The following is a 21,810-nucleotide window of genomic DNA, read 5'->3' on the forward strand; positions in this document are numbered from 1 at the left end:
TCGGGCCCTGCTTCAGGCAGAGCATCTGAATGAGTGCACCAGCCCTCCACACCTTCCTGACGGCTGATCAACTTCGGTTGGCAGAAGCCAAGTCGGAGATCGCACCCGGCCGGTACAGTCGTTGCACGACGGGAGGGGGCGTCCATGGCGGCACTGACGGCTGTGCAGTTGCACCGCGACGGGGTGCTGCGTGTCGTCGCCACCCTCTACGACGACGCCACTGAGGCCAAACAGCTCCTGTACCGCCTGGGCGCGGACCCGTCGCGGCTGCCGCCGTTCGGTGGCGCCCAGGCACCGCTCAACACCTGGTTCGCGGTCTGCCAGATGATCGAGAACGGGGCGTTCCGGTTCACCCTGGAGGACCTGCTCGCGGAAGCCGCGCAGGACTATCCGGGCAACCCGGTCCTGCGCTCGGTGACGGCCGGTCCCGGTACCCCACCGGACGAGTCGGTCCTCCTCGCCCCGCCGGACGAACTCACGGTCCTCTGCCTGCTCGCGGGGCCGAAGGAGGCGTCGCGGCTCCAACTGCGCCTGGAATACCGCACCATCGAGGAGGCCGCCCGCCGGGGCAGCCGACGCGCTCTCGACATCCGGCTGTCGGCGGCGACCCGGCGCCGGGACGTGATCCCGGCGCTCACCGAACACAAGCCGGACGTCCTGCACTTCGGCGGGCACGGCGCGCCGAGCGGCCAGCTGCTCCTCGAGGAGGACGACGGCTCGGTCGTCCCGGTCGGCGCCGAGGCCCTCGCCGCGGTCCTGGACGCCGTGGGCGGAGTGACCGTGGTCGTGCTCAACGCCTGTCATCTGGGCCGCTACGCGGAGGTGCTCGCCCCGCACGCACAGGAGGTCATCGGCTCCCCGGAGCGGCTCGCGGACCAGGACGCGCTGGCCTTCTGCCGGGACTACTACGCGGCGCTGGCCCTCGGTGCGTCCTGGGAGGACGCCTTCGACCGGGGCCGGGCGGGCGTCGGCCTGGGCCCGCGAGGGCTGCCGGACCTGCGACGCGAGGTACGAGCCCGGGAGGGCGACACGGTATGACGGACCCGCGGCCCCGCACCGTGAGCGTGCACGTCCCCCAGGGCGTGAACGTAGCCGAGCGGCGCCGCCGCAGCCAGGAACGGGAGCGCGCCCAGACGCAGGCGGAGACCGTCGGCGGACCGAGCCCGGCGGCGTACGACTTCCTGCTCGGCCAGGCGGGCGGGAGCCGCGAGTCGGACGCCCTGCCGGGCTGGGACGACGAGCCCGGCGAGGAGATCACCGTCGTCACCTCGCAACTGCTGCGCAAACTCGGCTCGGCGGGCACCACCTGCCCCGTCTGCCATCACTCCTTCCGGCTGGGCGAGCAGATCTCCATCGAGCGGGCGGAGACCGGCCCCGGGGTCGTGCTCAAGCACCGCAGCCGACTGCTCGACTGCCTCAACCCCGAGGCCGGCGCGCAGACCACCGCGACGGCCGCGCTGTTCCACTCGGGGCTCGACGAGGCCAACCCGCCGCCACCGGAGCTGTCCACCGTACGGCTGCAGAGCGACCACCCCCTGCTGCGGCTCCACCCCGGTCCGCGCGACGGGGCGCCCAGCCGCCACCGGTGCTGGGTGTGCGGCCACACCTTCCGCCCGGACGAGGTGGTCATCCACTGCACCTGCTCGCCGCACGCGCCGACCTGCGCCAGCGCCGTCCACCGGGACCCCGACCACGGCCTGGTCTGCTACGACGACTGGAAGGCGCAGCATCCGGGGGTCCCCTGTCTGATGCTCAACTCCCTGCGGGACACCCGGTGACCGGGGACCGGTTCGCGCGGCACGCCCTGATCCCCGGCTGGGACCAGAAGCGGCTCGCCGGGGCGACGGTCGTGCTGGCGGGCGCCGGGGCGCTGGGCAACACGGTGGCTCAGACGCTCGCCCTGTCCGGTCTGGGCCGGCTGGTGGTGTGCGACCCGGACACGGTCGCCGTCAGCAACCTCAGCCGCTGTCCGCTGTTCCGCGCGGCGGACGTGGGCCGGCCCAAGGCGCGCGTCCTCGCTGAGGCGCTGACGGACCTGGCTCCCGACACGGTGGTGGACGCACGCGAGGCGCCGCACCTCTCGGGTGCCGGGCTGGCCGAACTGCGCGCGGCCGACCTGGTGGTGGGCGCGCTGGACAGCCGGGCGGCCCGGATCGCGCTGGCCGGGCGGTGCACGCTCGCCGGGACGGGCATGCTCGACGGCGGCACGCACGCGTGGGGCGGCGAGGTCTCCTGGTTCCCGCCCGGCGGACGCTGCTGGGCGTGCGGCCTCGGGCCGGCCGAGCGGGCGGTGCAGGACGACCCCTGGTCGTGCGCGGCACCCGATCCGGCCGGTGCCGTGGGCGCCTCGGCCCCGGTGTCCGCGCTGGTCGGCACCTGGCTGGCCGACTTCGCCGTACGACTGCTGCTCGGGCTGTCCGTGCCGGACGCGCCGCTGCGGATCGACGCCGCCGGTCTCGCCGTACCGCTGTCCGGGACCGCGCCGCGCGACCGGCCCGACCCCGACTGCCCGCTGCACGAGCGGCTTCCCGACGGGGTCCCGGTGCTGCCGCTGGACCACGGGGCCACGGTGGCCGAGCTGTTGGACCACGTGGACATGGGCGAAGAGCCTCTCACCTGGGCAGGATTCAGCAGGCCGGTGCGGCGGCGGGCGGCGGTGCCCGCCGTCACCTCACGGCTGCGGTCCGCGCCCGCCTCGGCGCGGCTGAGCGCACTGGGGGTGGCGCCGCGCGAAGTGCTGCCCGTGGCCCGGCGGGACGGATCGGGGCTGCGGTACGTCGAGTTGGCCGCGAAAGCGGGTGAACCGGTGGGTGCACCGGGCGAGTCGGCCCAGGAACGCCGCGCGACAACGGAGGGTGCCCGGTGAGGGACGAGCTGTACAACGAGCTGGAGCGGGTGATCAACCCCCGGGAGGGCGAGATCATCCTGCGGACCATCGGCTTCCCGGAGAGCCGGCTGCCGTCGGTGGACGCGACCTCACGGGTCTACTGGTCCGAGGCGCGCCGTCTGATCGACGCGGGCGTGCTCGTGGAAGGCGAGGCCCAGCTGGCCCGCGCGGTGCACAACGAGTACCCGGGCAACGCCCTGTTCCGGGCCTCCGTCGAGGCGCTGGAGCCCGTCACCGAACCGCCGACGCCGCCCCGCGCCGAGCCGCACGCCACGCACTCGGGCTCGGCGGGCCCGTCCGCTGCGGAGCGGTATCCCACGCTGGTCTTCGTGTGCAGCACACATCACGCCGCGTTCATCCATGAGGTGCGCGAAGTCGACCCCCAGGCAGAGATGTTCTTCGTCAGTCAGGGCGAGGAGGCCCAGGTCGGGCAGATCGCGATGTCGCTGACGTACGAACTGGCGCCCGGTCAGATCGACGAGCTGCACAGGCGGTTGGTGGACGCGGGCGCGCCGGCCGACCTGGAACTCCTGCAGGAGGTCTACGACCACCGCCCCTATCTGCTGGAGGCGCTCCGGGTCAACGGCCCCGACCAGCAGCCCTACGACCTGGCGGGCGTGCCCTCGATCACGCCGGTGCGGGACATCGCCGCCGCCGTGCTGGCCCACTACGAGGGCCGCATGGGGCGCCGCCCGCGTACCGTCGTCGACCACCAGCAGCCGGACGGCAGCTTCCGCCGCCTCGACCCGGCGCAGTCCCTGCACGAAGCGGGGGTGCGCGAGGGCGAGACCCTCAACGTCTATCCCGAAGCCACCGCCGGCAACGCCCAGTTGCGGATGCAGGCGATCATCCGGGTCCGGGAGGAGATGCAGCGCTACGCGGACCAGCACGCGGACTTCGAGATCGTCGACACGGACGACCCGGAGTTCCCCACCGACTACGAGATCCGCTTCAAGGGATCCGGTCTGCGCCTCCCCGACCAGCAGAGCGCGAACACCTTCCCGCGCCCGGATCGGCAGGACAGGCACAACGCGCTGATCCTGCTGGGCCCGGACTTCCCGCTGGTCGCCCCGGCCGTCTTCTGGCTGAGCCCGATCTTCCACCCGAACATCAAGGGGCCCGATCCGCAGTACCCCCAGGCCGAAGGGGCCGTGTGCCTGGGCGTGCTGGCCCACTCCTGGCGTCCGGCCCTGGACTTCGGCCAGCTGTGCCAGATGCTCGTGGACATGGCTGGGTATCGTAATTACGAGATCACGGACAGTTTCAACCCGATCGCGGCATATTGGGCCCAGACCGAGGAGGGTGCGGCCATGATCGAGGCCATCGGGGGCAAGCCGCCGGTGGCGGCGCCGCCTCCCGAGGACGGCGCCCTGCGCGTCGGCGCCCTGCGGATAAGGCCCACGGACGGGGTGGCCGATGGCACTTGACGTCGAGCTGTTCCAGGGCGAGTCACGGCAACTGGTGCGCACCGAGTCCCTGATCTCGCTGCTGAAGCCGGCCTTCGCGGCGGAGACGGCACCTTTCAAGGGCAGCGCGCGCTTCACCCTGATGCTGCGCAACGACCCGGGCCCCGACACCTACGAGGGAGACCCGCGCCTCACCAATCTCCGTGCCGACTTCGGGTACATCCATGTCAAGATCCACATGGAGGGACGCGTGGTCCACCAGAAGCCCTACTCCGTGAACAGTCTCGTCGGCCCGATCCTCACCCGGCTGGCCCGCGAACTCGCCCCCGAGGAGCGCCGGTGGGCGTTCCGTATCGCGGGGCTGCCCTCGCCCGAGGACGACGATTCGGCCCAGCGGCTGCCCCCGGTGGTGGACGGCACGGACGACATCGACACCTCCCGCTCCACCCGGCTGGCGTTCGGCATCCGCCCGGCGGCCGAACCCCAGATCCCGCTGCTCGACCTGACCGAGTACGGGATCGAACTGACCGACACCGAGGCGCCGGTGACCGTGCTGCTCGGCTCCGGAGTGCAGCGGCGGCTGATGGAGATGGAGCTGTCGACCGAGATCGAGGAGGGCGGGTTCCTGGTCGGTCGGGCCTTCCGGCGGGCGGACGTCCCGGAGTTGCACGCGGTGATCGTCGACGAGGTGCTCCCGGCCGAGCACTCGGGGGCCTCGCTGATGCACTTCACGTTCACCGGGGACTCGTTCGGCGCGATGAACCGGACCCTCGGTGACCGGCAGCTGGTCGGCTGGTACCACACGCACCTGTTCCAGACCGAACGCACCATCGGCCTCTCCCGCACCGACATCGACCTGCACCGGGACACCTTCCGGCGCCCCTGGCAGGTGGCCGCCCTCATCAACCTCACCTCGCGCCGGCGGGTGCTGACCTGCTACGCCTCCTCCGACGACTGGATGGCCCCCTGTCCGATCCGGAACCTCGATGACGACGCTGACAAGCACCGTAGTACGCATCCTTCACTGGGCCATCACTGAGCCGGCGCCCGGCGGCACACCCGCACCGCCCCCGACGACCTCGGCCCGGCCGCACGGGACCGCGGACGATCCCGTCGCCCTGCTGGAGCGGCTGGCCCGGGTCACGGCGGCCCGGCTGCGGCTGTCCGACCCGCCGCTCGGCGACCCCGGGCCGACCGGTCTGGAGCCGCTGATGGTCGCCGCCGCGCTGGCCCTGAGGGACGACCCGGCGACCGCCCGCCAGGCGGTGTTCGGGGTGAACGGCACAGGAACCGCACGTGATCTGATGTGCCGTCACGGCCTGGTGGGGCGTGCGCTGTCGGCGACACCGGTCGACGCCGAGCTGCGGGCGGAGCTGCTGCGCGCCTCCCCGGTCACCGCGCTCTTCGACCTTCCTCCGCCGGGCATGCGGGAGCAGTGCGGGCAGCTCCTCGACCGGTTCCTCGACCACCCCGAGGGCCGGCGCACGGCGGTCGCGGCCCTCGCGGCACCGCCGTCCTCACCCGAGACCGCCCGCCACCGCGCGGCGCTGCTGCGCCGGTTCCGCTTCACCCCGGGGGAGAGAACAGTCGTGTACGAGGTGTACGAGACGGCGCTGCTGCACCACGGTGCGCACTACCACCGACTCACCGACGACATACGGCAGTTGGTGCGCGACAGCCCGGCCCGGCTGCTGGAGGACGACACGCGCGGACAGTGGGCGCGGGCCACGCTCGACTGGTGGGAACCCCTGGCCGTCCTGGCCCGGCGCCACCCCGAGGAACTGCGCCGCCGCAGGATGCTCGAGGGGTATCGCGCGGGCGTGGGACTGCACCGTGTCTACGGCCGGGTGCGGGAGTTCGAGGGACTGCGCGAGGTGCTGGACCGATGACCCGACCCCTGCGCCTGGCCGCCGCGGACCACGACGGCCGGATGGACCTGCTCGGCGCCCCGGGCGACCGCACACTGCGGGAGGTGCTGGCCTCGTGCGAGGTGTGGCTCCTCGATCCGCTGGACACGGAGCTGCTGGAGCGGCCCTGGTCGGAGTTCGGTCCGGACGTCTGGCTGCGGACCGAACTCGCCCCGGAGACACCGCTGTTCGCGCCGCCGGGGGTACCGTCACTCGTCAAGGACGAACCGCCACCGCCGGCCACGGGGGTCGAGTCCCCCGCCGGCTCCGGCCCGGCCACCGGCGTCGAGTCCCCCACCGGCCCCGAACCGGCCGCCCACCCGGAGAAGATCACCGACGCCGAGGCCGTCCGGCTCGCCTACTACCCGCACATCGAGGCCGTCGCCTCCCTGCTGCGCAGCGGACTGCCCGTCCTCGTCATCAGCGAGAAGCTCGTCGTGACCCATCTGTGGCAGGAGATGGTCACCCTCGCCGAGTGCCGCGGCATCCGCCTCGACGACGACTCCCCCGAGGACAGTGGCGGCCGCCCCTCCGACGATCCGGTCGCGGACATGTCCGGCGCGTCGATGAACACCCGCCAGCGGCGGCTGGCCCGACTCCGCGCCCAGCTGGAGGAGTTGAAGGAGGGCGACGTCATCGTCCTCACCCATCTCGACCTGCTGGCCGGCAGCGCCGACCTGGGCCGGCACGCCGAGGCCCGCGAGCTGGTCGAGCTGCTGTACGCCTTCCCGGACCAGCTGGTCCTGGCCTTCGCCGACCCGACCCTGCCGCTGCCGGACGTGCTGGCCGAGCGGTTCAGCGCCCGGGTCACCCTCAGCGGTCTGCCGCCGAAGGTCCGGACACCGGAGCACGAGGAGAGCCTGCTGGGGGTCGCCCTGGTGACCCGGGAGGAGGCCGGGACCTTCGAGGGGTTCCAGCCGCGCGAGTTCTACAAGCACGTGGCCGGCATGAACCCCGTACGGCTGCGGCAGGCCATGCGGTACGCCCACGAACAGCACCGCGAGCAGTCGAACCGGGCCACGCTCCAGGACCTGCGGGAGACCCTGCTGACCTTCAAGGCACAGCAGTCCTCCCACTTCGAGGTGCCCAACGTGACGCTGGACGACATCGGCGGCTACGAGGAGGTCAAGGACGAGATCCGGCGGACCCTGGCCATCATCAGCGGGGCCCAGAGCCTGCCGGACGACATGGAGGAGGTGCGCTCCGAACTCGTCCCGCGCGGCATCATCTTCTACGGCCCGCCCGGCACCGGTAAGACCCTGTTCGCCAAGGCCATCGCCAACGGCATGAACGCCACCATCCAGGTGGTGTCGGGGCCCGAGGTCACCGACATGTACGTCGGCGAGAGCGAGCGCAAGGTGCGGGAGATCTTCGCGTCGGCGCGGCGCAGCGCACCCTCCGTCATCGTCTTCGACGAGATCGACGCGATCACCATGGAGCGCAGCAGCCGCCCCGACGGTGGCACCCGGGCCGGCAACAGCGTGGTCGCGCAGATCCTCACCGAGATGGACGGCTTCCGGCCCGAGGTGCCGATGCTGGTGATCGGCACCACCAACCGCATCGACATCATCGACAAGGCGCTGCTGCGGCCGAGCCGGTTCCGCTCGATCGCCATCTCGCTGCCCGACGTCACAGCGCGCCGGGCGATCCTGCGCCACCACGCCGGCCGCTATCACATCTCCCTGGACGACGAGGTCCTGGAACTGATCGCCGAGGCCACCGCGGGCCGCAACGGCGACGAACTGCGCTCGCTCATGCGGGACGCGTTCGTCGGCCGCCACATGCACGGCATCGAACCGGACGCGCGCCGGCTGGGCTGGCTGGTGGGCCGACTCCAGCAGGGGCGCCTGGAAATGATCTCGGAGCGCCGATGACCCTCGCGACTTCCCCGGAGCGCCGATGACCACCGCCACCACCACATGGAGCGACGAGGACCTCTCGGCCGTGCGGCGGCTCAAGGCGCTCGGCCGCAGTGTGGAGCAGCACTTCGTGGGGCGGCGGCTCGCTCTGGATCTGCTGGAGGTCGCGGTGATCGCGCATGAGCACGTGCTGTTGCTCGGCCCGCCCGGCACCGGCAAGACGGACCTGGTCAGCCGGTTCGCCGCGGGCCTCGGCGGCCGTCCCTTCGTGCGGCTGCTGACCCGGTTCACCGAGCCGGCCGAGCTGTTCGGTCCGGTGGACGTGCCCGCCTTCCAGAGCGGCGCCCAGTACCGGTTCCGCACCGAGGGCATGCTGCCCACGGCACAGGTCGCCTTCCTCGACGAGATCTTCCAGAGCGGCAGCCCGATCCTCAACACCCTGCTGACGGTGATGAACGAGCGGGTCTTCCACAACGGCCACGACATCGAGTCCGTCCCGCTCATCACCCTCGTCGGCGCCGCCAACAGCCTGCCGCAGGACCCGTCGCTGCTGGCCTTCGCCGACCGGTTCCTGCTGCGGCTGACGATCCCGCCGGTGGCCGGCAACCGGCTGGACGAGCTGCTGGCGAAGGGGGCCGCACGTGGCACCCCGGCCGAAGGCGACGGGCACAGCTGGATCGACCCCGCCGCGCTGGGCCGGCTCGGCCGTCAGCTGGCGCACACCGATCTGAGCGCGGTCACCCCCGAGTACGCCGAGCTGGTCCGTGAACTCCTGGGCCAGGGCGTGACGTTGTCGGACCGCCGGATCATCCGCGGACAGCGCCTGGTGGCGGCCGCCGCCCTGCGTGCCGAGCGGGTACGGGCCGAACCCGCCGACCTGTGGCCGCTGGAGCACTTCTGGTCCGACCCGGCCCACGCGACGGTGGTGCGGGACGCGGTGCGGCGCCGCACCGGCCGGCCTGGCGAGGACCCCGACGAGCCGGCCCGCACCATGCAGCGCCTGGTCTCCGAGGCCCGGATCCTCAGGCGCCAGGTCGACGCCGGTTCGCCGCCCGCCGCGGTCGAACGGGTGTTGCGGCAACTCAACGCCCTGAGACTGGAGTTGAGGCGCGCGGTTCCCGGCAACCGAGAGGGCGAAGGGGAGGTCGCGCGTATCATTGACGAGACTCTGAAATTGCTGGACCAGGGCTGACGCACACCGAAGGGCGCGCTCCGCGCGCGCCCCGCTGCGGAATGAGGGGGACACCAGCTACATGTGCAATCCGCGCAGGGTCCGTGTCGAGGCCACCCGGGACGTCGTCGAGGCGTGGGAACTCGCCCTGGAACGCCGCGCCAGCGCGAGCGACTCCGTGGTCAGCGAGCTGGAGGTGCGCCATCCCTTCGGCGGCACCCTGGGACAGGCCACCCGCCTCGTCTTCGAGCGCACGCTCGCCACGGCCGAGGAATGGCACGTGGAACAGGGCGGCCATGTGCTGACCCTGCCGGACGGTCAGGTCCGCTACGACCCCGGCACCGGCGAACTCGTCGTCACCGCACGCCTCGAGGACTCGGTGACCGCCGAGGGCCGCGCTTCCGAGACGCTGCGGGGCGCGGTGCGGGAGCAGGCCACCGGCAGCGCCGAAGGGCGGTACTACGCCGACGGGTTCGCCGGGCGGACCCGCGAGGTGGCCGAGCGCGAGGCACACGTGGCGGCCGAGGCCGACGCGGTACAGCGGGCCCTCGAGCTGGCCGGCCGGCTGCGGATGCAGGCGGACCGGGAGTCGGCGACGGCCGCCGCCGCCGCGGAGGCCCGGCTGCAGGAGGCCGCCGACGCCGACGCGCGGACCCGGCTGGCCGAGGAGCGGGAACGGGTGCGCGCCGACCTGGACACCCGCAACCGGGAACGCATCACCGCACTCGGCCGGGACGGACTCCGCGCGGTCAACGGCGTCCTGGCCACCGCCTATCAGAGGGCCCTGCTCGACTTCGCCCGGCAGCACGGCGCCACCGGTGTCCGCCAGCAGGAATCCGAGGACGGCATCGACATCGAGTTCGAGCTCGATCTCGGGATGGAGAACTGACCGATGCGGGTGCGTGTGCGGTTCCGGTTCAACACGGAGACCGGAGAGGTCGAGCTGTTCCAGGTGGACGACATCGGCTCAGGCTCCGGCCCCGAGCACGATGCCGAGCACGACCGGATCAGCGCCGAACTGGGGCAGGTACTGGCCCGCAGGCCCGATGTCGAGGAGGTCACTCCGTTCGAGGAACCGCCGCGGTGGCGGCACGACCCGCAGCCGACGGCCCAGCTGCGATCCGAGGACGAGGAGACCGAGACCTCGGGTGAACAGGAGAGATCATGAGCCGGCGCACCCGGCTGCTGCTCAAGGCCGCGCGCTGCTACTCCGAGGCCCAGGCCCACACCGAGGCCGCCCGCTGCTACGACCTCCTGGGCTGGCAGTGGTCGGCGGCCGACGCCTACCAGCGGGCGGGCGACCTGGAGCACGCGGCCCGCACCTACCGCCAGGCCGGGCACCCGGAGCAGGCGGCCCGCTGCTACCGCCTCCTCGGCCGGCCCGAACTCGCCGCCCGCTGCTGGCAGGAGCGGGGCCGCCGCCTGGAGGCCGCCTGGGAGCTGCTCCTCGCGGGTGAGATCACCCCGGCCCGGCAGCTGCTGGCCGGCGCCGACGCCATCGGCAAGGGTCCGCAGCAGCTGCGTCTCGAACTCGCCCGCGCCCTCACCGACCGCCTCGACGGCGGCCCCGCGGGCCCACTGCTCGACCTCCTCCCCCGCATCGAGGCCCGGCTGCCGTCACTGGCCGCCCGCACGGAGCGCCGGCTGATGCTGGACTGGGCCGTGGAGGCCGCGGACCGTGTCGAGCGGTTCGACTGGGGCGCGCGGCTGTTCCGCGCGGCGTACGACGCCCCGGGCGGCGCCGATGTCCTGAACCGCTGGCGGAACTGGGCCACGGACCGCCTCGGCTCCGCGGCCTGGCTCCCGTCGGAACCCACCACCGGCACGGACGCCGACCGGACGCAGAACCGAACGGCGAACCGCCTCGCCCCCACGACCCGACCGCCGCTGGGACCGCCCGCGGAGACGGACACCGGCCGGGCGGAGGGCCCCTGACCGATGGACCGCCCCGAGAGCCCGCTGCGCCGTCTGCTCAACCGCATCAGCTCGGAGAACGGCACCGCCGGCAGCCCGCCGACCCCGTTCGTGGCCCGGCCCGCGACCCGTGGCGCTCCCCCGCCGACACCGCCCGCCCATCCCCCGGCGTATCCGCCGCGTCAGCCGGGCGGTGGCTCCGACCACGGCATCCGCTTCAGCGTGCGTCCGGCACGCCCCCCGGACGAGGACGCCCCGGCACCGGTGCCGCCGGTGCCGTACTCACCGCCCCCGGCCGTCGACTGGCGGGTCGCCGGCCGTTTCCCCGCCGCGCACCGGGCGCTCGGCGCGCTCGGCGCGCTCGAGGCGCTGCAGAGCGCGGGGGCCGCGGAGTGGAGCTGCCACGCGGAGCCCGGCGGCGGGGCGGTCTGGCTGCTCAGCGTCATCGGACCGGCCGTCGGCGCCGAACTGCTGACCCTGCACGGCGCGGAGGCCCTGCCGGTCCTCCCGCACGGCGCGCTCGGGGGCGGCCCGGGACAGCTGGGCAACGTTCTGTCCTGGCCCCGGCTCGACGTGGTGGACCTGGTCTCCCGGCTGCCGCTCGCCCCACCCGGCAGCACGGTCCGCCGCACGCTCCATGTGCTCACCGCCCCGCAGTTGCTCCCCTCGGTCGTCCGCCAGGCGCTCGCGTTCGGCGTGGAGGTGTCGACGCTCGCCGTACGCGTGCGTTCCCTGGAGGCGGACCCGACGGAACGGGAGACGACGCTGGTGTCCCTGGAGGGTTCCGACGCGCTCCCGCACGCCCTGACCGTGGCACTGTCGGCCCTCCCCCGGACCGCGGTCTGCCGCCCGGTCGTGTCCTGCGAGCGGCTGCTGTTGGACGTACGACTGCACCCTCCCGTGTCCGACGCGCTGTTGTACTCCCCGGTGCCGGAAGGGGAGTTGTGGCTGGTCGGCGACCGGGAGGAGTGGCCTCCGCTGCGGCTGGAGCCGCTCGGCTCGCCCGCACCGGTGCCGGCGCAACTGGTGGGGGTCCCGCCCGAACCGCTCGCTTCCACCCGGGAGTTGCCGGAGGGTGCGCGGGAACCCTCGGTGGAGGTCCGGGTCGTGGCCGATGCGGGGGCGGAGACCGCGGTCGACGCGGTGCTGCTGCACGACGACGAACTCCCCCTGCTGCGCCGCTACTTGCCGGGCCGCCCGCTGGGCGAGGCCGGGTTCCTGCTGCCGGGCCCCGGCTGCCACCTGCTCCTCGAACCGGCGGGCCTGGCCCGGGATCTGCCCTTCGGCACACCGTTGCGCCGACTCGGCCCCGGCAGCCTGTTCCTGGAGTCCGGCCACACCCTGGCACCCCCGCTGCCGCCGTCGGCCCGCGCCCGCCTCTTCGCCCTGGACGGCATGTCCGCGGTGGTCTGCTGGCACGGCGGCCGACACCGTTTCCCCCTGACCCCGATGGTTCCCGTCTGGACCCTGTGGACCCCACCGGACCCGGTCGAGGTGTCGAGCGGCCTCTCCAAAGCGGGCCGCGAACTCCTGGACGCCCTGGAGACATTGGCGGGCACGACCACCTCGCCCCACCCCACCGACCCGACCACCCTCCACGATCCCGGCGAGGCCCTGGAACGCGCCACCCGCCTGCGCGCCCTCGGCGACCACGAGGGCGCGGCCGAGGCGTACCGCTCCGCGGGGGACCTCCTGGAGGCGGCGAGACTGTACGAGGCGGCGGCGCTGGACGCGACGGAGGAACAGTGAGCGCGGTCGCGCCGGACCTGAGGGATGCCGCGTCGGCGTCCCGGGACGGCGCCACGCCGGGCGCCCTCACCGTCGTACCGGAAGAACGCCGTCCGTCCGGCACGTCCGCACCGGACGCACCGGACGCGCCGCGCCGAGCCGGGACCGTACGACGTCGACCAGCCCCTCACCGCGCCCCGGGGCGGACATGACCGCGGCCCCCGACGCCCCCGCGCCGCCCACCCCCCGCCGTCTCCTCGCCCTCACCGGCGACGGGCCGTGTGCCGGGCTCTCCCGTGACGGGACCGCGTTCCTCCAGCTCACGGATCGTGCGCTGACCTGCCGTGACGACACCGGGCGGGTGCTGTGGTCGGCGCCCGGCGAGGGGGTGCCGGAGGCGGTGGCGTGGGGCCCTGACGGTGGTGAGGTGTTCGTGCTGCGGGGCGGACGGGTGGAGGTGTACGACGGGGACAGCGGGGCCCTCGCCGACGACGGGTTCGCGGTGCCGGCGGGCGCGCACACGCTCGCGGTGTCGCCCGACGGGCTGTGGGTGGCCTGCGCCGGCAGCGGAGTGCTGCTCCATCACCGGGGCACCCTCGCCTCGTCCGCGCTGCCGACCGTGGACCCCGTGGTCGCGCTGGCCTGGGATCCACAGGGCCGTCAGCTCTGTCTGGCCACCGCCACCGCGCTGCAGTTGTGGAGCGTCTCCCCGGTCCGGATGGACTTCGCCCCCTGCACCGGCCGCACGGCCGTCACCGCCCTCGCCTGGTCCCCCGACCGGGACGCGCTCGCCTTCGCGGACGCGACCGGCGTCCACCTGGTCGACCGCGCCACGGGCCGTGCGCTCGCGGACGCCGCGGTGTCCGGTGCCGTGCTCGGGCTGGGCTTCAGCCGTACCGGACGGTTCCTGGTGACCGCCACGGACCAGGGGGCGCTGCTCGTCCTGGACCGTGCGCTGGAACCCGTCGCCCACCTCCCCGCGCGGGCGGGCTCGGCCCGCGACCTGAGCGTGTCGCCCACCGGCCGGGTGCTGGCGGGACCGGAGTTGTGGGAGCTGCCGGACGCGGCCCCGTACCCCGCGGAGCGCCGGGTCGGGGTGCTGCTGCGCAGTTGGGCCGCGGCGATGTGCCGGTCCGTCGGCCGTGCGCTGCCGTCGCTGCGCGACCGCGCGCCCCGGATCGCCGGGCCGACGCTGCTCCACGACGGCGGGGACCGGCTGTGGGCCCCCGCGGTCGCCTGGTCGGCGCGCGACGGCCGCTGCGTACTGGAGACGGAACCGGGCACCCTCGCCGCCCGGACCCCGGGTCGGCCCGGCACCGACTGGACAGCTACTGCGGCCACCGGACCGGGCGGCGCCCACGACCTCGAACTCTCCCCAGGGTCCCCCGAGTTGCTCGCCTGCGCCTCTCGCGACGGGCAGACGGGACTGACGGTCCTCGACCCGGACAGCGGTGAGACGCGTGCCGTACTCCAGGGCGGCCAGGCGCCAGCGTGGTGCCCGGCGCCCCGCGACGGTACGGCGACGCTCGCGGTGCCCGAGCCCGGGCTCGCGCCCACCCACCTCTACGTGCACACCCTCGACGCCCGGGGCGCCCCCGCGCAGCGGCCCAGGAGTGTGCATCTGCCCCAGGGCACGGGCCGCCCCGCCTGGTCCCCCGACGGGACGCTGCTCGCGGCCGGCACCGCGGGCGCGGTGGTGCTGTGGCACATGCCGCGTCTGGAGCGTGCCCGCCGACTGGCCCTGCCCTCCGGCGCGTTCGCCACCCGGGTCGCCTGGTCGCCGGACGGCAGCCGGCTGGCCGCGACACCGCCCGCGGGCCAGGGGCCGTCGGTGGTGTGGTCGACGCTGACCTGGCGGGTGCAGCGGGAGTTCGGCACGCCCGGCGGTCGCGGCTGGGCGCCGGCCCTGGCCTGGTCGCCGGACGGATCGCTGCTCGCCGCACCGGGTCCCGGTGAGGCGACCTCGGTGGTCGAGGTGTGGGACGTGGCCCGGGGCACGGTCGCGATGGCCCTGGAACCCGACGGCCCTCCGCCGGGTCCCGTGTGGTCCGTGCGGTGGTCCCCCGACGGACGCCGCCTGGCGACGACGTACAGCGGCGGCCGCGCGGTCCTGTGGGACGTGCTGACCTCCGAGGAGACCACGGAGCCCGGCCCGACGCTGCCCGAATCACCCGAGTATCTCGCCGAGTTGGGCACCATGGCCGCCGCGGTCGACGCCGCCGTCCCGCTGGACGCGCTCGCCGACATCTCGGCACTGCTGCGACCGGCGGCGCCCGCGGGACGGCGGCTCCTGCACCAGGGGCGGGCCGCCCGCGCCCTGCGCGAGCTCGGCTGGCCGCGGGCCGCGCATCCGGCGCTGAGCGCGGTGGTGGCGTCGCGTCTGCCGCCGGACCCGCGGTACGTCCCACCGCCGGGCATCCCGCTGCAGGAGCTGCGGACGACGCTGGAGTGGGGGCTGCGCGGCAGCGGTGAGCAGCCGGAGCGGCGCTCGGTGACGGCGGACGGACTGGCCGCGGCCCTCGACCGGGTGCACCGCGAACTCCTGCCGCTGCTGGCCCTGTTGGGTCCGGACGCGGTGTGCCAGGACCCGGCGCTGCCGCTGCGGCTCGCGGAAGGGCCGTGGGCCTCGGCCGCGGAGGCCGCCGCCCGGCTGCCCGGCCTGCCGTCGCGGTTGCCGGTGCCGCTGGGCGACGACGTGCCCGGCCCGACCACCGCCGGGGCCCCGGCCCAGTGGGCCCGGCACGGCCCGCCGGACCGTATGGTGCCGGGTCAGATGGCGCTCCCGGCACCCCTGTTGAACGCCCTGTGGGCCCAGGACGCCCTGCTGTACCGGACGCGGCGCGGCCGGCTGCCGTGGACCGAGCGGGACGCCGTGCTCGTCCTCGACACGGGGGCCGCTGCGCTGGGGCAGGTCGGCAGCTGTCTGCGGCTGTGCGCCCACCTGTTGGCGGCGGCGCTGCTGGAGGCCGAGCGGGCGGTGGCGCTGGTACGTCTCGACGGGCTCGGCCCGCCCGACCGGCTGACGTCGGCGGCGGATCTGCGCCGGCTGTGGACGCCGGTCATGCCCGAACCCGCCGCCCCGGTGCGTGCGACGGCCCTGGCCCGCGAGGCGGCGCGCGGCCTTGCCGCGGTGGACTCGGGCGAGCCCCGCACCCTGCTGCTGACCCATGCCCACGAGCCCCCGCTGCCCGTGCCCGGTCCGCTGACCCTGCGGGTCCACTATCCGCACCACCCGGTGCCGCCCGAGGGCCCGGACGCGTGGGTGCTGGCGCCGGAACCGGGCGGGGAGGAGCTGCAGCGGGTGCTCACGCAGATCCTGGGCCGGCTCTAGGGTCTGTCCGGTGGAGCAGGCCCCAGGTCACCCGCAGAGCATCTGCTCCACCTCGTCCGGCCCCATCTTCTCCAGCAGGGCCTCCAGCAGGTCCGGTCGGAAGGCGTCGCCCAGCACCTGAACGCCCTGCTCGTCCCAGGTGATCCGCAGCCGTACGAGCCGTCCCTCGGGGTGCTCGTCGTACTCGGACGCGTCGATCAGGTCCGGCAGGTCCTCCACGAAGCGGTACTCGGTACTCATCCTCGGCTCCCCTCGCTCTCCTCGACGTCATTCCACACACCCGCGATCCGTTCCCCGCACCCGGGACAGCCCCCGTCGCGCAGGCGGCTCTCGGCCTGCCCCCACACCCCGCGCGACACCACCTCGGCACCGCACCCCGGGCATCGGGTGGCGCGTCCGTCGGCGCCCAGCGCCCGCTCGACGTACACGTACCGCAGTCCCGCGTCCCGTCCGATACGCGCCGCTCGCCCCAACCGCTCCGGTGAGGTGGGCCGTTGGCGGTGCATCCGGTAGGTCGGGGTGAAGCGCAGCAGATGCCAGGGGGTGTCGGGGCCGATCCCGGCGACGAACTCGGCGATCCTCGCGAGCTGTTCGTCCTCGGCGCTGGTCCCGGGGATCAGCGGTGTGCTGACCTCGACCCACACCCCCGCGGCCTTCATCGACCGCACCGTCTCCAGGACCGGGGCGAGCGGTGCGCCCGTGAGCCGTCGGTGCTCCTCCTCGTCGGCCGCCTTGAGGTCGATGTTGACGGCGGCGAGGACCGGCGCGACGCGCTCCACGGCTTCGGGGGTGAGGAAGCCGTTGCTCTTCCAGACCACCGGGACCCCCGACGTCCGCGCGTGCGCCCCGAGTTCGAGGGTCAGCTCGGCCGCGAGGGAGGGCTCGGAGTACGACAGGGCGATGCCGCCGCCCCGCTCGGCCGCGGTCCGCACCAGTGCCTCGGGGTCGGTGTCGCGCGGGGCGACGCGGCTGGCGGGGTCCCTGCCGTACTGGGAGACACGGTGGTTGACGCAGTAGTCGCAGCGGAACGAGCAGCCCGGCGGGGCCAGCGTCAGCAGCGGCAGGCCGGGCCGGAAGTGGTAGAGAGGCTTGCGCTCGACCGACGACCAGTGCTCGACGGTGGTGCCCCGGGTGGCGGTCAGGACCCGGTCGCCCTCCCGCCGGCGCACCTTGCAGGCGCCGGTGTCACCGTCGCGCAGCCGGCAGCGGAAGGGGCAGAGGGTGCACTGAAGGCCACCGTCGACGGGACGGTAGAAGTCGGCCGGTACCCAAGCGATCGCCCCGTCCAACCCATCACCCCGCTCACGAGCACCGCACGGTCACCCGGATTTCCACGGTACTCGGTTCCCGGCTGCCACAGGGCGCGGACATAATGCTCGGATGACTTCCCCCACCCCCCACTCCAACTCCGGTGCTGCGCAGCGCAGTCCGGTCGTCGTCATCGGCGCCGGGCCCGCGGGGCTGACCATCGGGAACATTCTGCGGGCCGCCTCCGTCGACTGCGTGGTCCTGGAGATCGAGACGCGTGAGTTCATCGAACAGCGGCCCCGGGCCGGGGTTCTGGAGGAGTGGGCGGTACGCGGTCTCGAGCAGCGGGGCCTCGCGGTGAACCTGCTGGAGCGGGCGCAGCGGCACGCCGAGTGCGAGTTCCGGTTCGGCGGGGAGCGGTACCGGTTCGAGTACGCCGAGCTGACGGGACATCATCACTGGATCTACCCACAGCAGTTGCTGGTGACCGACCTGGTGCGCGAGTACGCGGACGTGCGCGGCGGCGACATACGGTTCGGCGTGCGGGACGTGGAGCTGCACGACCTGGACACGGACCGCCCGTCGGTGTCGTACACGGACCCGGAGTCGGGCGAACGCGTGCTGATCCACTGCGGCTTCGTCGCGGGCTGCGACGGCGCGCGCGGCGCGACCCGCGCCGTGCTGACGCCGGACCGCGCGCACATCTCCCGCTACGACTACGGCATCGGCTGGCTGGCGTTGCTCGCCGAGGCCCCGCCCTCCAACGACTGCATGGTGTTCGGCATGCACCCGAACGGCTTCGCCGGCCACATGGCCCGCAGCCCCGAGGTGACCCGCTACTACCTGGAGTGCCCGCCGGGCGACGACCCGGGGAACTGGTCGCACGACCGCGTCTGGTCGGAGCTGCGGGAGCGCCTGGGAGCGGCGGGCGCACCGCCCCTCACGGAGGGCCGGCTGATCGAGAAGCGCGTCCTCGACATGCACAGCTATGTCGTCGAACCGATGGTCTTCGGCCGCCTCTTCCTCGCCGGCGACGCCGCCCACCTCACGGCGCCCATCGCGGCGAAGGGCATGAACCTCGCCCTGCACGACGCGTTCCTGCTCGGCGACGCGCTGATCGCACAACTCGGCAAGGGCGACGGCACGGGCCTGTCCGGCTACTCGGCCGCGTGCCTGGGCCGGGTCTGGGACTACCAGGAGTTCTCCCAGTGGCTCTCCGACATCTACCACGGCACCTCCTCCGACGACCCCTACCGCGCGGGCACCACCCTGGCCCGCCTCCGCCGCCTCTTCGGCTCCCCGTCCGCGGCGTCGGCCTTCGCGGAGCAGTACCTGGGCAAGGGATCCGGGTACTGAGCCCTCTCAGTCGCGAACCGGCCGGTCGTCGCGCATCACACCCTCGCCCATCACACCGCGGCCTGAGCTCAAGGGCTCAGACGATCCCGAGCCCCTCCAGCACCACCGCACCCGGCAGCTCCGCGAACGCCTTCCCCGGCACCAGCAGCTTGCCGCGCCGCCGTCCGCTGCCCACCAGGACGTAGGGCAGGTCGACGACGGCCGAGTCCACCAGCACGGGCCAGTCGGCGGGGAGTCCCACGGGGGTGATGCCGCCGTACTCCATGCCGCTCTCCCCCGTCGCCGTGTCCATCGAGGCGAACGAGGCCTTGCGGGCGCCGAGTTGGCGGCGCACCACGCCGTTGACGTCGACGCGGGTGGTGGACAGGACGACACAGGCGGCCAGTTGGGACTCTCCGCCGCGCTTGCCCGCGACGACGACGCAGTTCGCGGACTGTTCGAGCAGCTCCTGCCCGTAGTGCTGCACGAAGACGGCCGTGTCGGCCCACTGCGGGTCGGTCTCGACGTAGACGATCTGCTCGGCGGGGACGCTGCCGCTCCAGCGGCGTACGGCGTCCGCGACGGGGGCGGTCAGTTCGTCGAGGCAGTCGGGGGCGGGCCGGGCGTTGTCGAAGTGTCCGATGGGTGCGTCCATGGCCGCACGCTAACAGCCGCTCAGGGCGCGGCCGGCACCGAGATGGCCAGCAGCAGTTCCATCGGGACGTCACCCTGATTGCCGTAGGTGTGCGAGGCGTTGGCCTCGAAGGTGACGCTGGAGCCGGCCGGGACGCGGTACTCGACGCCGTCGACGGTGAGGGTCAGTTCGCCGACCGTGACATGCACGATCTCGACCGTGCCGACCGGGTGCGGGTCGGAGGAGCTGCTCTCACCCGGCATCAGCTTCCACCCCCACATCTCCAGTGGGCCGGGTGCCTCCGTGCCCGCGAGGAGCTTGCTGTAGCTGCCCGCGTCGGTGTGCCACAGACGGACGACCTGCTCGGGCGGGACGATACGCACCTTCGGGCCCTGCTCGTAGTCGAGCAGGGTGGTGACGCTGACGCCGAGGGCGTCGCCGATCTTCACGACCGTGCCGATGCTCGGATTGGTCCGGGCCTGTTCGATCTGGATGAGCATGCCGCGGCTGACTCCGGCGCGTGCGGCGAGCGCGTCCAGGGTGAAGCCGCGTTCGGTCCGCCAGCGCTTGACATTGCGCGCCAGGGACTGGGTCAGCAGATCGAGGTCCGACACATCACGTCCAATATTCTGTATGACACAGTGCACCCGATTGAACTACGGTGAGGTGCACCCGATCGTTCACCGAACTGTACTGCGAGGCACCCCGTGACAGCATTCTTCGCCCTGGCCACCAGCCTCCTGTGGGGGCTGGCCGACTTCGGCGGCGGACTGCTGACCCGGCGCACCCCCGCGCTCACGGTGGTGGTCGTCTCGCAGGCGATCGCGACGGTCGTGCTCGGTGTGATCGTGGTCGCCACCGGCGGCTGGAGCGAGGCCGGGCCGCGGCTGTGGTTCGCGGTCGCCGCCGGACTCGTCGGCCCCGTCGCCCTGATCTGCTTCTACAAGGCGCTCGCCCTGGGCCCGATGGGCGTGGTCTCCCCGCTCGGCACCCTCGGCGTGGCCGTCCCGGTCGGTGTGGGTCTCTTCCTCGGTGAGCGCCCCGGTCTGGTGCAGTTCGCGGGGATCGGGGTCGCCGTCCTCGGTGTCGTCCTCGCGGGCGGCCCGCAGCTGAGGGGCGCCCCCGTGCAGCGGCAGACCATCCTGCTCACCCTGGTCGCGGCCTTCGGCTTCGGCACGGTGTTCGCCCTGATCGCGGAGGCGTCCACGACGGTCACCGGCCTGTTCCTCGCCCTCTTCGTGCAGCGCGTGGTGAATGTCGCCGTGGGCGGCGGCGCCCTGTACGTCTCGGTCCGCAAGGGCGTCCCCGCGCTCCCGGCGGGCGGTTTCCCCTGGGCCTCGCTCCCGGCGCTGGCCTTCGTCGGCCTCGCGGACGTCGCGGCGAACGGTACCTACGCGATCGCCGCCCGGCTGGGCCCGGTCACCGTGGCGGCGGTGCTCGCCTCCCTCTACCCCGTGGTGACCGCCCTCGCCGCACGCGGCTTCCTCAGCGAACGGCTGCGGACGGTCCAGGCGGCCGGCGCCGGCCTGGCCCTGGTGGGCACCCTGCTGCTGGCGACCGGCTGAGCCGTCCCGGGTCAGTCCAGCTCGGCGAGTTTCGCCGCGGTCGCCTCGTCCATCCCGGCCAGCGCGTTGAGCTGCTCCGGTGTGACCCCCTCGGGGATCGGCCGGGGCGCCGGGGTCCGCAGCGGCGGCTGCCAGCCGTCCTCGGGAGTCCATCGCCGTACGACCCTGGCGGGCGCCCCCGCCACCACGGCGTGGTCGGGCACCGCACCGCGCACCACCGCGCCGGCCGCCACGACGACGTTCCGCCCGATCCGCGCCCCCGGCAGGATCACGGCACCGGTGCCGATCCAGCAGCCCGGGCCGATCTCCACCGGCTCCATCCGCGGCCACTGCTTGCCGATGGGCTCGTGGGGATCGTCGTAGGAGTGGTTCGTGGACGTGACGTACACATAGGGCCCGAAGTAGCAGTCGCTGCCGATGGTGACCGTCGTGTCGGCGATGACATGGCTGCCACGGCCGAGGACGACACCGTCCCCGATCCGCAGGATCGGCTCCGGACCGAGGTCCAGGTCGGGCATCAGACCGGCGGTCAGGGTGACCTGCTCACCGACGATGCAGTGCGAACCCAGCGTGATCCACGGCTCCCCGAAGACCGTGCCGAGCGGAAAAGCGAGCCGCGAGTGCTCGCCCAGCGCGCCGAAGCGGAACCGTCCCGGGTGCTCGGCGGTCACGGAACCCGTGCGCTGCACCCAGGCCCAGCCCGCGTGGACGGCACGCTGGGTGAGGCTGCGACACCAGGATGAGAACGTGTTCTTCTTCGGCACGAGGTCACCGTACTCAGGGTGAGGTGGGGCGCTGGTCGACCGGGCCTGTGATCTTCGCCCC

At 73.7% G+C, this 21,810-nt stretch carries 20 protein-coding genes; 15 read left to right on the plus strand and 5 right to left on the minus strand.

Annotation, left to right across the window (positions count from 1 at the left end; genetic code table 11):
• Positions 1-144: 144 nt before the first annotated feature.
• From OHU89_RS09615 to OHU89_RS09675, 13 genes are all read left to right on the plus strand, one after another.
• A complete protein-coding gene (locus OHU89_RS09615; RefSeq protein ID WP_405641684.1) occupies positions 145-1,038 on the plus strand; it encodes an effector-associated domain EAD1-containing protein in 894 nt (297 codons plus the stop codon).
• Positions 1,035-1,778 carry a hypothetical protein gene (locus tag OHU89_RS09620; protein WP_405641686.1) on the plus strand — a complete coding sequence of 248 codons (744 nt, stop codon included), beginning with the start codon at positions 1,035-1,037 and terminating at the stop codon, positions 1,776-1,778. Before OHU89_RS09615 ends, OHU89_RS09620 begins: the two co-directional genes overlap by 4 nt.
• Positions 1,775-2,866 carry a HesA/MoeB/ThiF family protein gene (locus OHU89_RS09625; RefSeq protein WP_405641688.1) on the plus strand — a complete coding sequence of 364 codons (1,092 nt, stop codon included), beginning with the start codon at positions 1,775-1,777 and terminating at the stop codon, positions 2,864-2,866. The genes OHU89_RS09620 and OHU89_RS09625 overlap by 4 nt, the downstream gene beginning before the upstream one ends.
• Positions 2,863-4,314, plus strand: coding sequence for a ubiquitin-conjugating enzyme E2 (locus OHU89_RS09630; protein WP_405641690.1), 1,452 nt, complete (start codon positions 2,863-2,865; stop codon positions 4,312-4,314). Before OHU89_RS09625 ends, OHU89_RS09630 begins: the two co-directional genes overlap by 4 nt.
• A complete protein-coding gene (locus tag OHU89_RS09635) occupies positions 4,304-5,332 on the plus strand; it encodes a JAB N-terminal domain-containing protein (protein ID WP_405641692.1) in 1,029 nt (342 codons plus the stop codon). Before OHU89_RS09630 ends, OHU89_RS09635 begins: the two co-directional genes overlap by 11 nt.
• Positions 5,280-6,182, plus strand: a complete 903-nt coding sequence (locus OHU89_RS09640) for a hypothetical protein (RefSeq protein ID WP_405641694.1) — start codon at positions 5,280-5,282, stop codon at positions 6,180-6,182. Before OHU89_RS09635 ends, OHU89_RS09640 begins: the two co-directional genes overlap by 53 nt.
• Positions 6,179-8,074, plus strand: coding sequence for an ATP-binding protein (locus OHU89_RS09645; protein WP_405641696.1), 1,896 nt, complete (start codon positions 6,179-6,181; stop codon positions 8,072-8,074). The genes OHU89_RS09640 and OHU89_RS09645 overlap by 4 nt, the downstream gene beginning before the upstream one ends.
• 25 nt (positions 8,075-8,099) lie before the next feature.
• Complete coding sequence (locus tag OHU89_RS09650) at positions 8,100-9,251, plus strand: AAA family ATPase (protein ID WP_405641698.1); 1,152 nt, start codon at positions 8,100-8,102, stop codon at positions 9,249-9,251.
• 61 nt (positions 9,252-9,312) lie between these two features.
• A complete protein-coding gene (locus OHU89_RS09655; RefSeq protein ID WP_405641699.1) occupies positions 9,313-10,119 on the plus strand; it encodes a hypothetical protein in 807 nt (268 codons plus the stop codon).
• 3 nt (positions 10,120-10,122) lie between these two features.
• Positions 10,123-10,398 (plus strand): hypothetical protein, encoded by a 276-nt coding sequence (locus tag OHU89_RS09660; RefSeq protein ID WP_405641700.1) that lies wholly within the window; start codon positions 10,123-10,125, stop codon positions 10,396-10,398.
• On the plus strand, positions 10,395-11,165 hold the full coding sequence (locus OHU89_RS09665) for a hypothetical protein (RefSeq protein ID WP_405641702.1): 771 nt from the start codon (positions 10,395-10,397) through the stop codon (positions 11,163-11,165). The genes OHU89_RS09660 and OHU89_RS09665 overlap by 4 nt, the downstream gene beginning before the upstream one ends.
• 3 nt (positions 11,166-11,168) lie before the next feature.
• A complete protein-coding gene (locus tag OHU89_RS09670) occupies positions 11,169-12,893 on the plus strand; it encodes a hypothetical protein (protein ID WP_405641704.1) in 1,725 nt (574 codons plus the stop codon).
• 187 nt (positions 12,894-13,080) lie between these two features.
• The gene (locus OHU89_RS09675) at positions 13,081-16,203 is read left to right on the plus strand and encodes a hypothetical protein (protein ID WP_405641705.1); all 3,123 of its coding nucleotides are present in this window, start codon (positions 13,081-13,083) and stop codon (positions 16,201-16,203) included.
• A 27-nt stretch (positions 16,204-16,230) separates the two neighbouring features.
• On the opposite strand, the gene OHU89_RS09680 is transcribed toward OHU89_RS09675, so the two are convergent.
• Together OHU89_RS09680 and amrS are read right to left on the minus strand one after the other, a co-directional pair.
• Positions 16,231-16,443 carry a radical SAM-modified peptide, FtsH ternary system-associated gene (locus tag OHU89_RS09680; protein WP_405641707.1) on the minus strand — a complete coding sequence of 71 codons (213 nt, stop codon included), beginning with the start codon at positions 16,441-16,443 and terminating at the stop codon, positions 16,231-16,233.
• On the minus strand, positions 16,440-17,492 hold the full coding sequence (gene amrS / locus OHU89_RS09685; RefSeq protein WP_405641709.1) for an AmmeMemoRadiSam system radical SAM enzyme: 1,053 nt from the start codon (positions 17,490-17,492) through the stop codon (positions 16,440-16,442). Before amrS ends, OHU89_RS09680 begins: the two co-directional genes overlap by 4 nt.
• A 91-nt stretch (positions 17,493-17,583) precedes the next feature.
• On the opposite strand from amrS, the gene OHU89_RS09690 reads away from it, so the two are divergent.
• Complete coding sequence (locus tag OHU89_RS09690; protein WP_405641710.1) at positions 17,584-18,807, plus strand: 4-hydroxybenzoate 3-monooxygenase; 1,224 nt, start codon at positions 17,584-17,586, stop codon at positions 18,805-18,807.
• Positions 18,808-18,883: 76 nt separating this feature from the next.
• On the opposite strand, the gene OHU89_RS09695 is transcribed toward OHU89_RS09690, so the two are convergent.
• Together OHU89_RS09695 and OHU89_RS09700 are read right to left on the minus strand one after the other, a co-directional pair.
• Positions 18,884-19,441 carry a YbaK/EbsC family protein gene (locus OHU89_RS09695; RefSeq protein ID WP_405641712.1) on the minus strand — a complete coding sequence of 186 codons (558 nt, stop codon included), beginning with the start codon at positions 19,439-19,441 and terminating at the stop codon, positions 18,884-18,886.
• 20 nt (positions 19,442-19,461) lie between these two features.
• Positions 19,462-20,034, minus strand: a complete 573-nt coding sequence (locus OHU89_RS09700; RefSeq protein WP_405641714.1) for a helix-turn-helix domain-containing protein — start codon at positions 20,032-20,034, stop codon at positions 19,462-19,464.
• A 93-nt stretch (positions 20,035-20,127) separates the two neighbouring features.
• On the opposite strand from OHU89_RS09700, the gene OHU89_RS09705 reads away from it, so the two are divergent.
• Positions 20,128-20,985, plus strand: a complete 858-nt coding sequence (locus OHU89_RS09705) for an EamA family transporter (protein ID WP_405641716.1) — start codon at positions 20,128-20,130, stop codon at positions 20,983-20,985.
• An 11-nt stretch (positions 20,986-20,996) separates the two neighbouring features.
• Here OHU89_RS09705 and OHU89_RS09710 read toward each other — a convergent pair whose 3' ends face one another.
• A complete protein-coding gene (locus tag OHU89_RS09710) occupies positions 20,997-21,749 on the minus strand; it encodes an acyltransferase (protein ID WP_405641718.1) in 753 nt (250 codons plus the stop codon).
• Between the last annotated feature and the right edge of the window lie 61 nt (positions 21,750-21,810).

Source organism: Streptomyces sp. NBC_00019 (genome assembly GCF_045041015.1).
GTDB lineage: Bacteria > Actinomycetota > Actinomycetes > Streptomycetales > Streptomycetaceae > Streptomyces.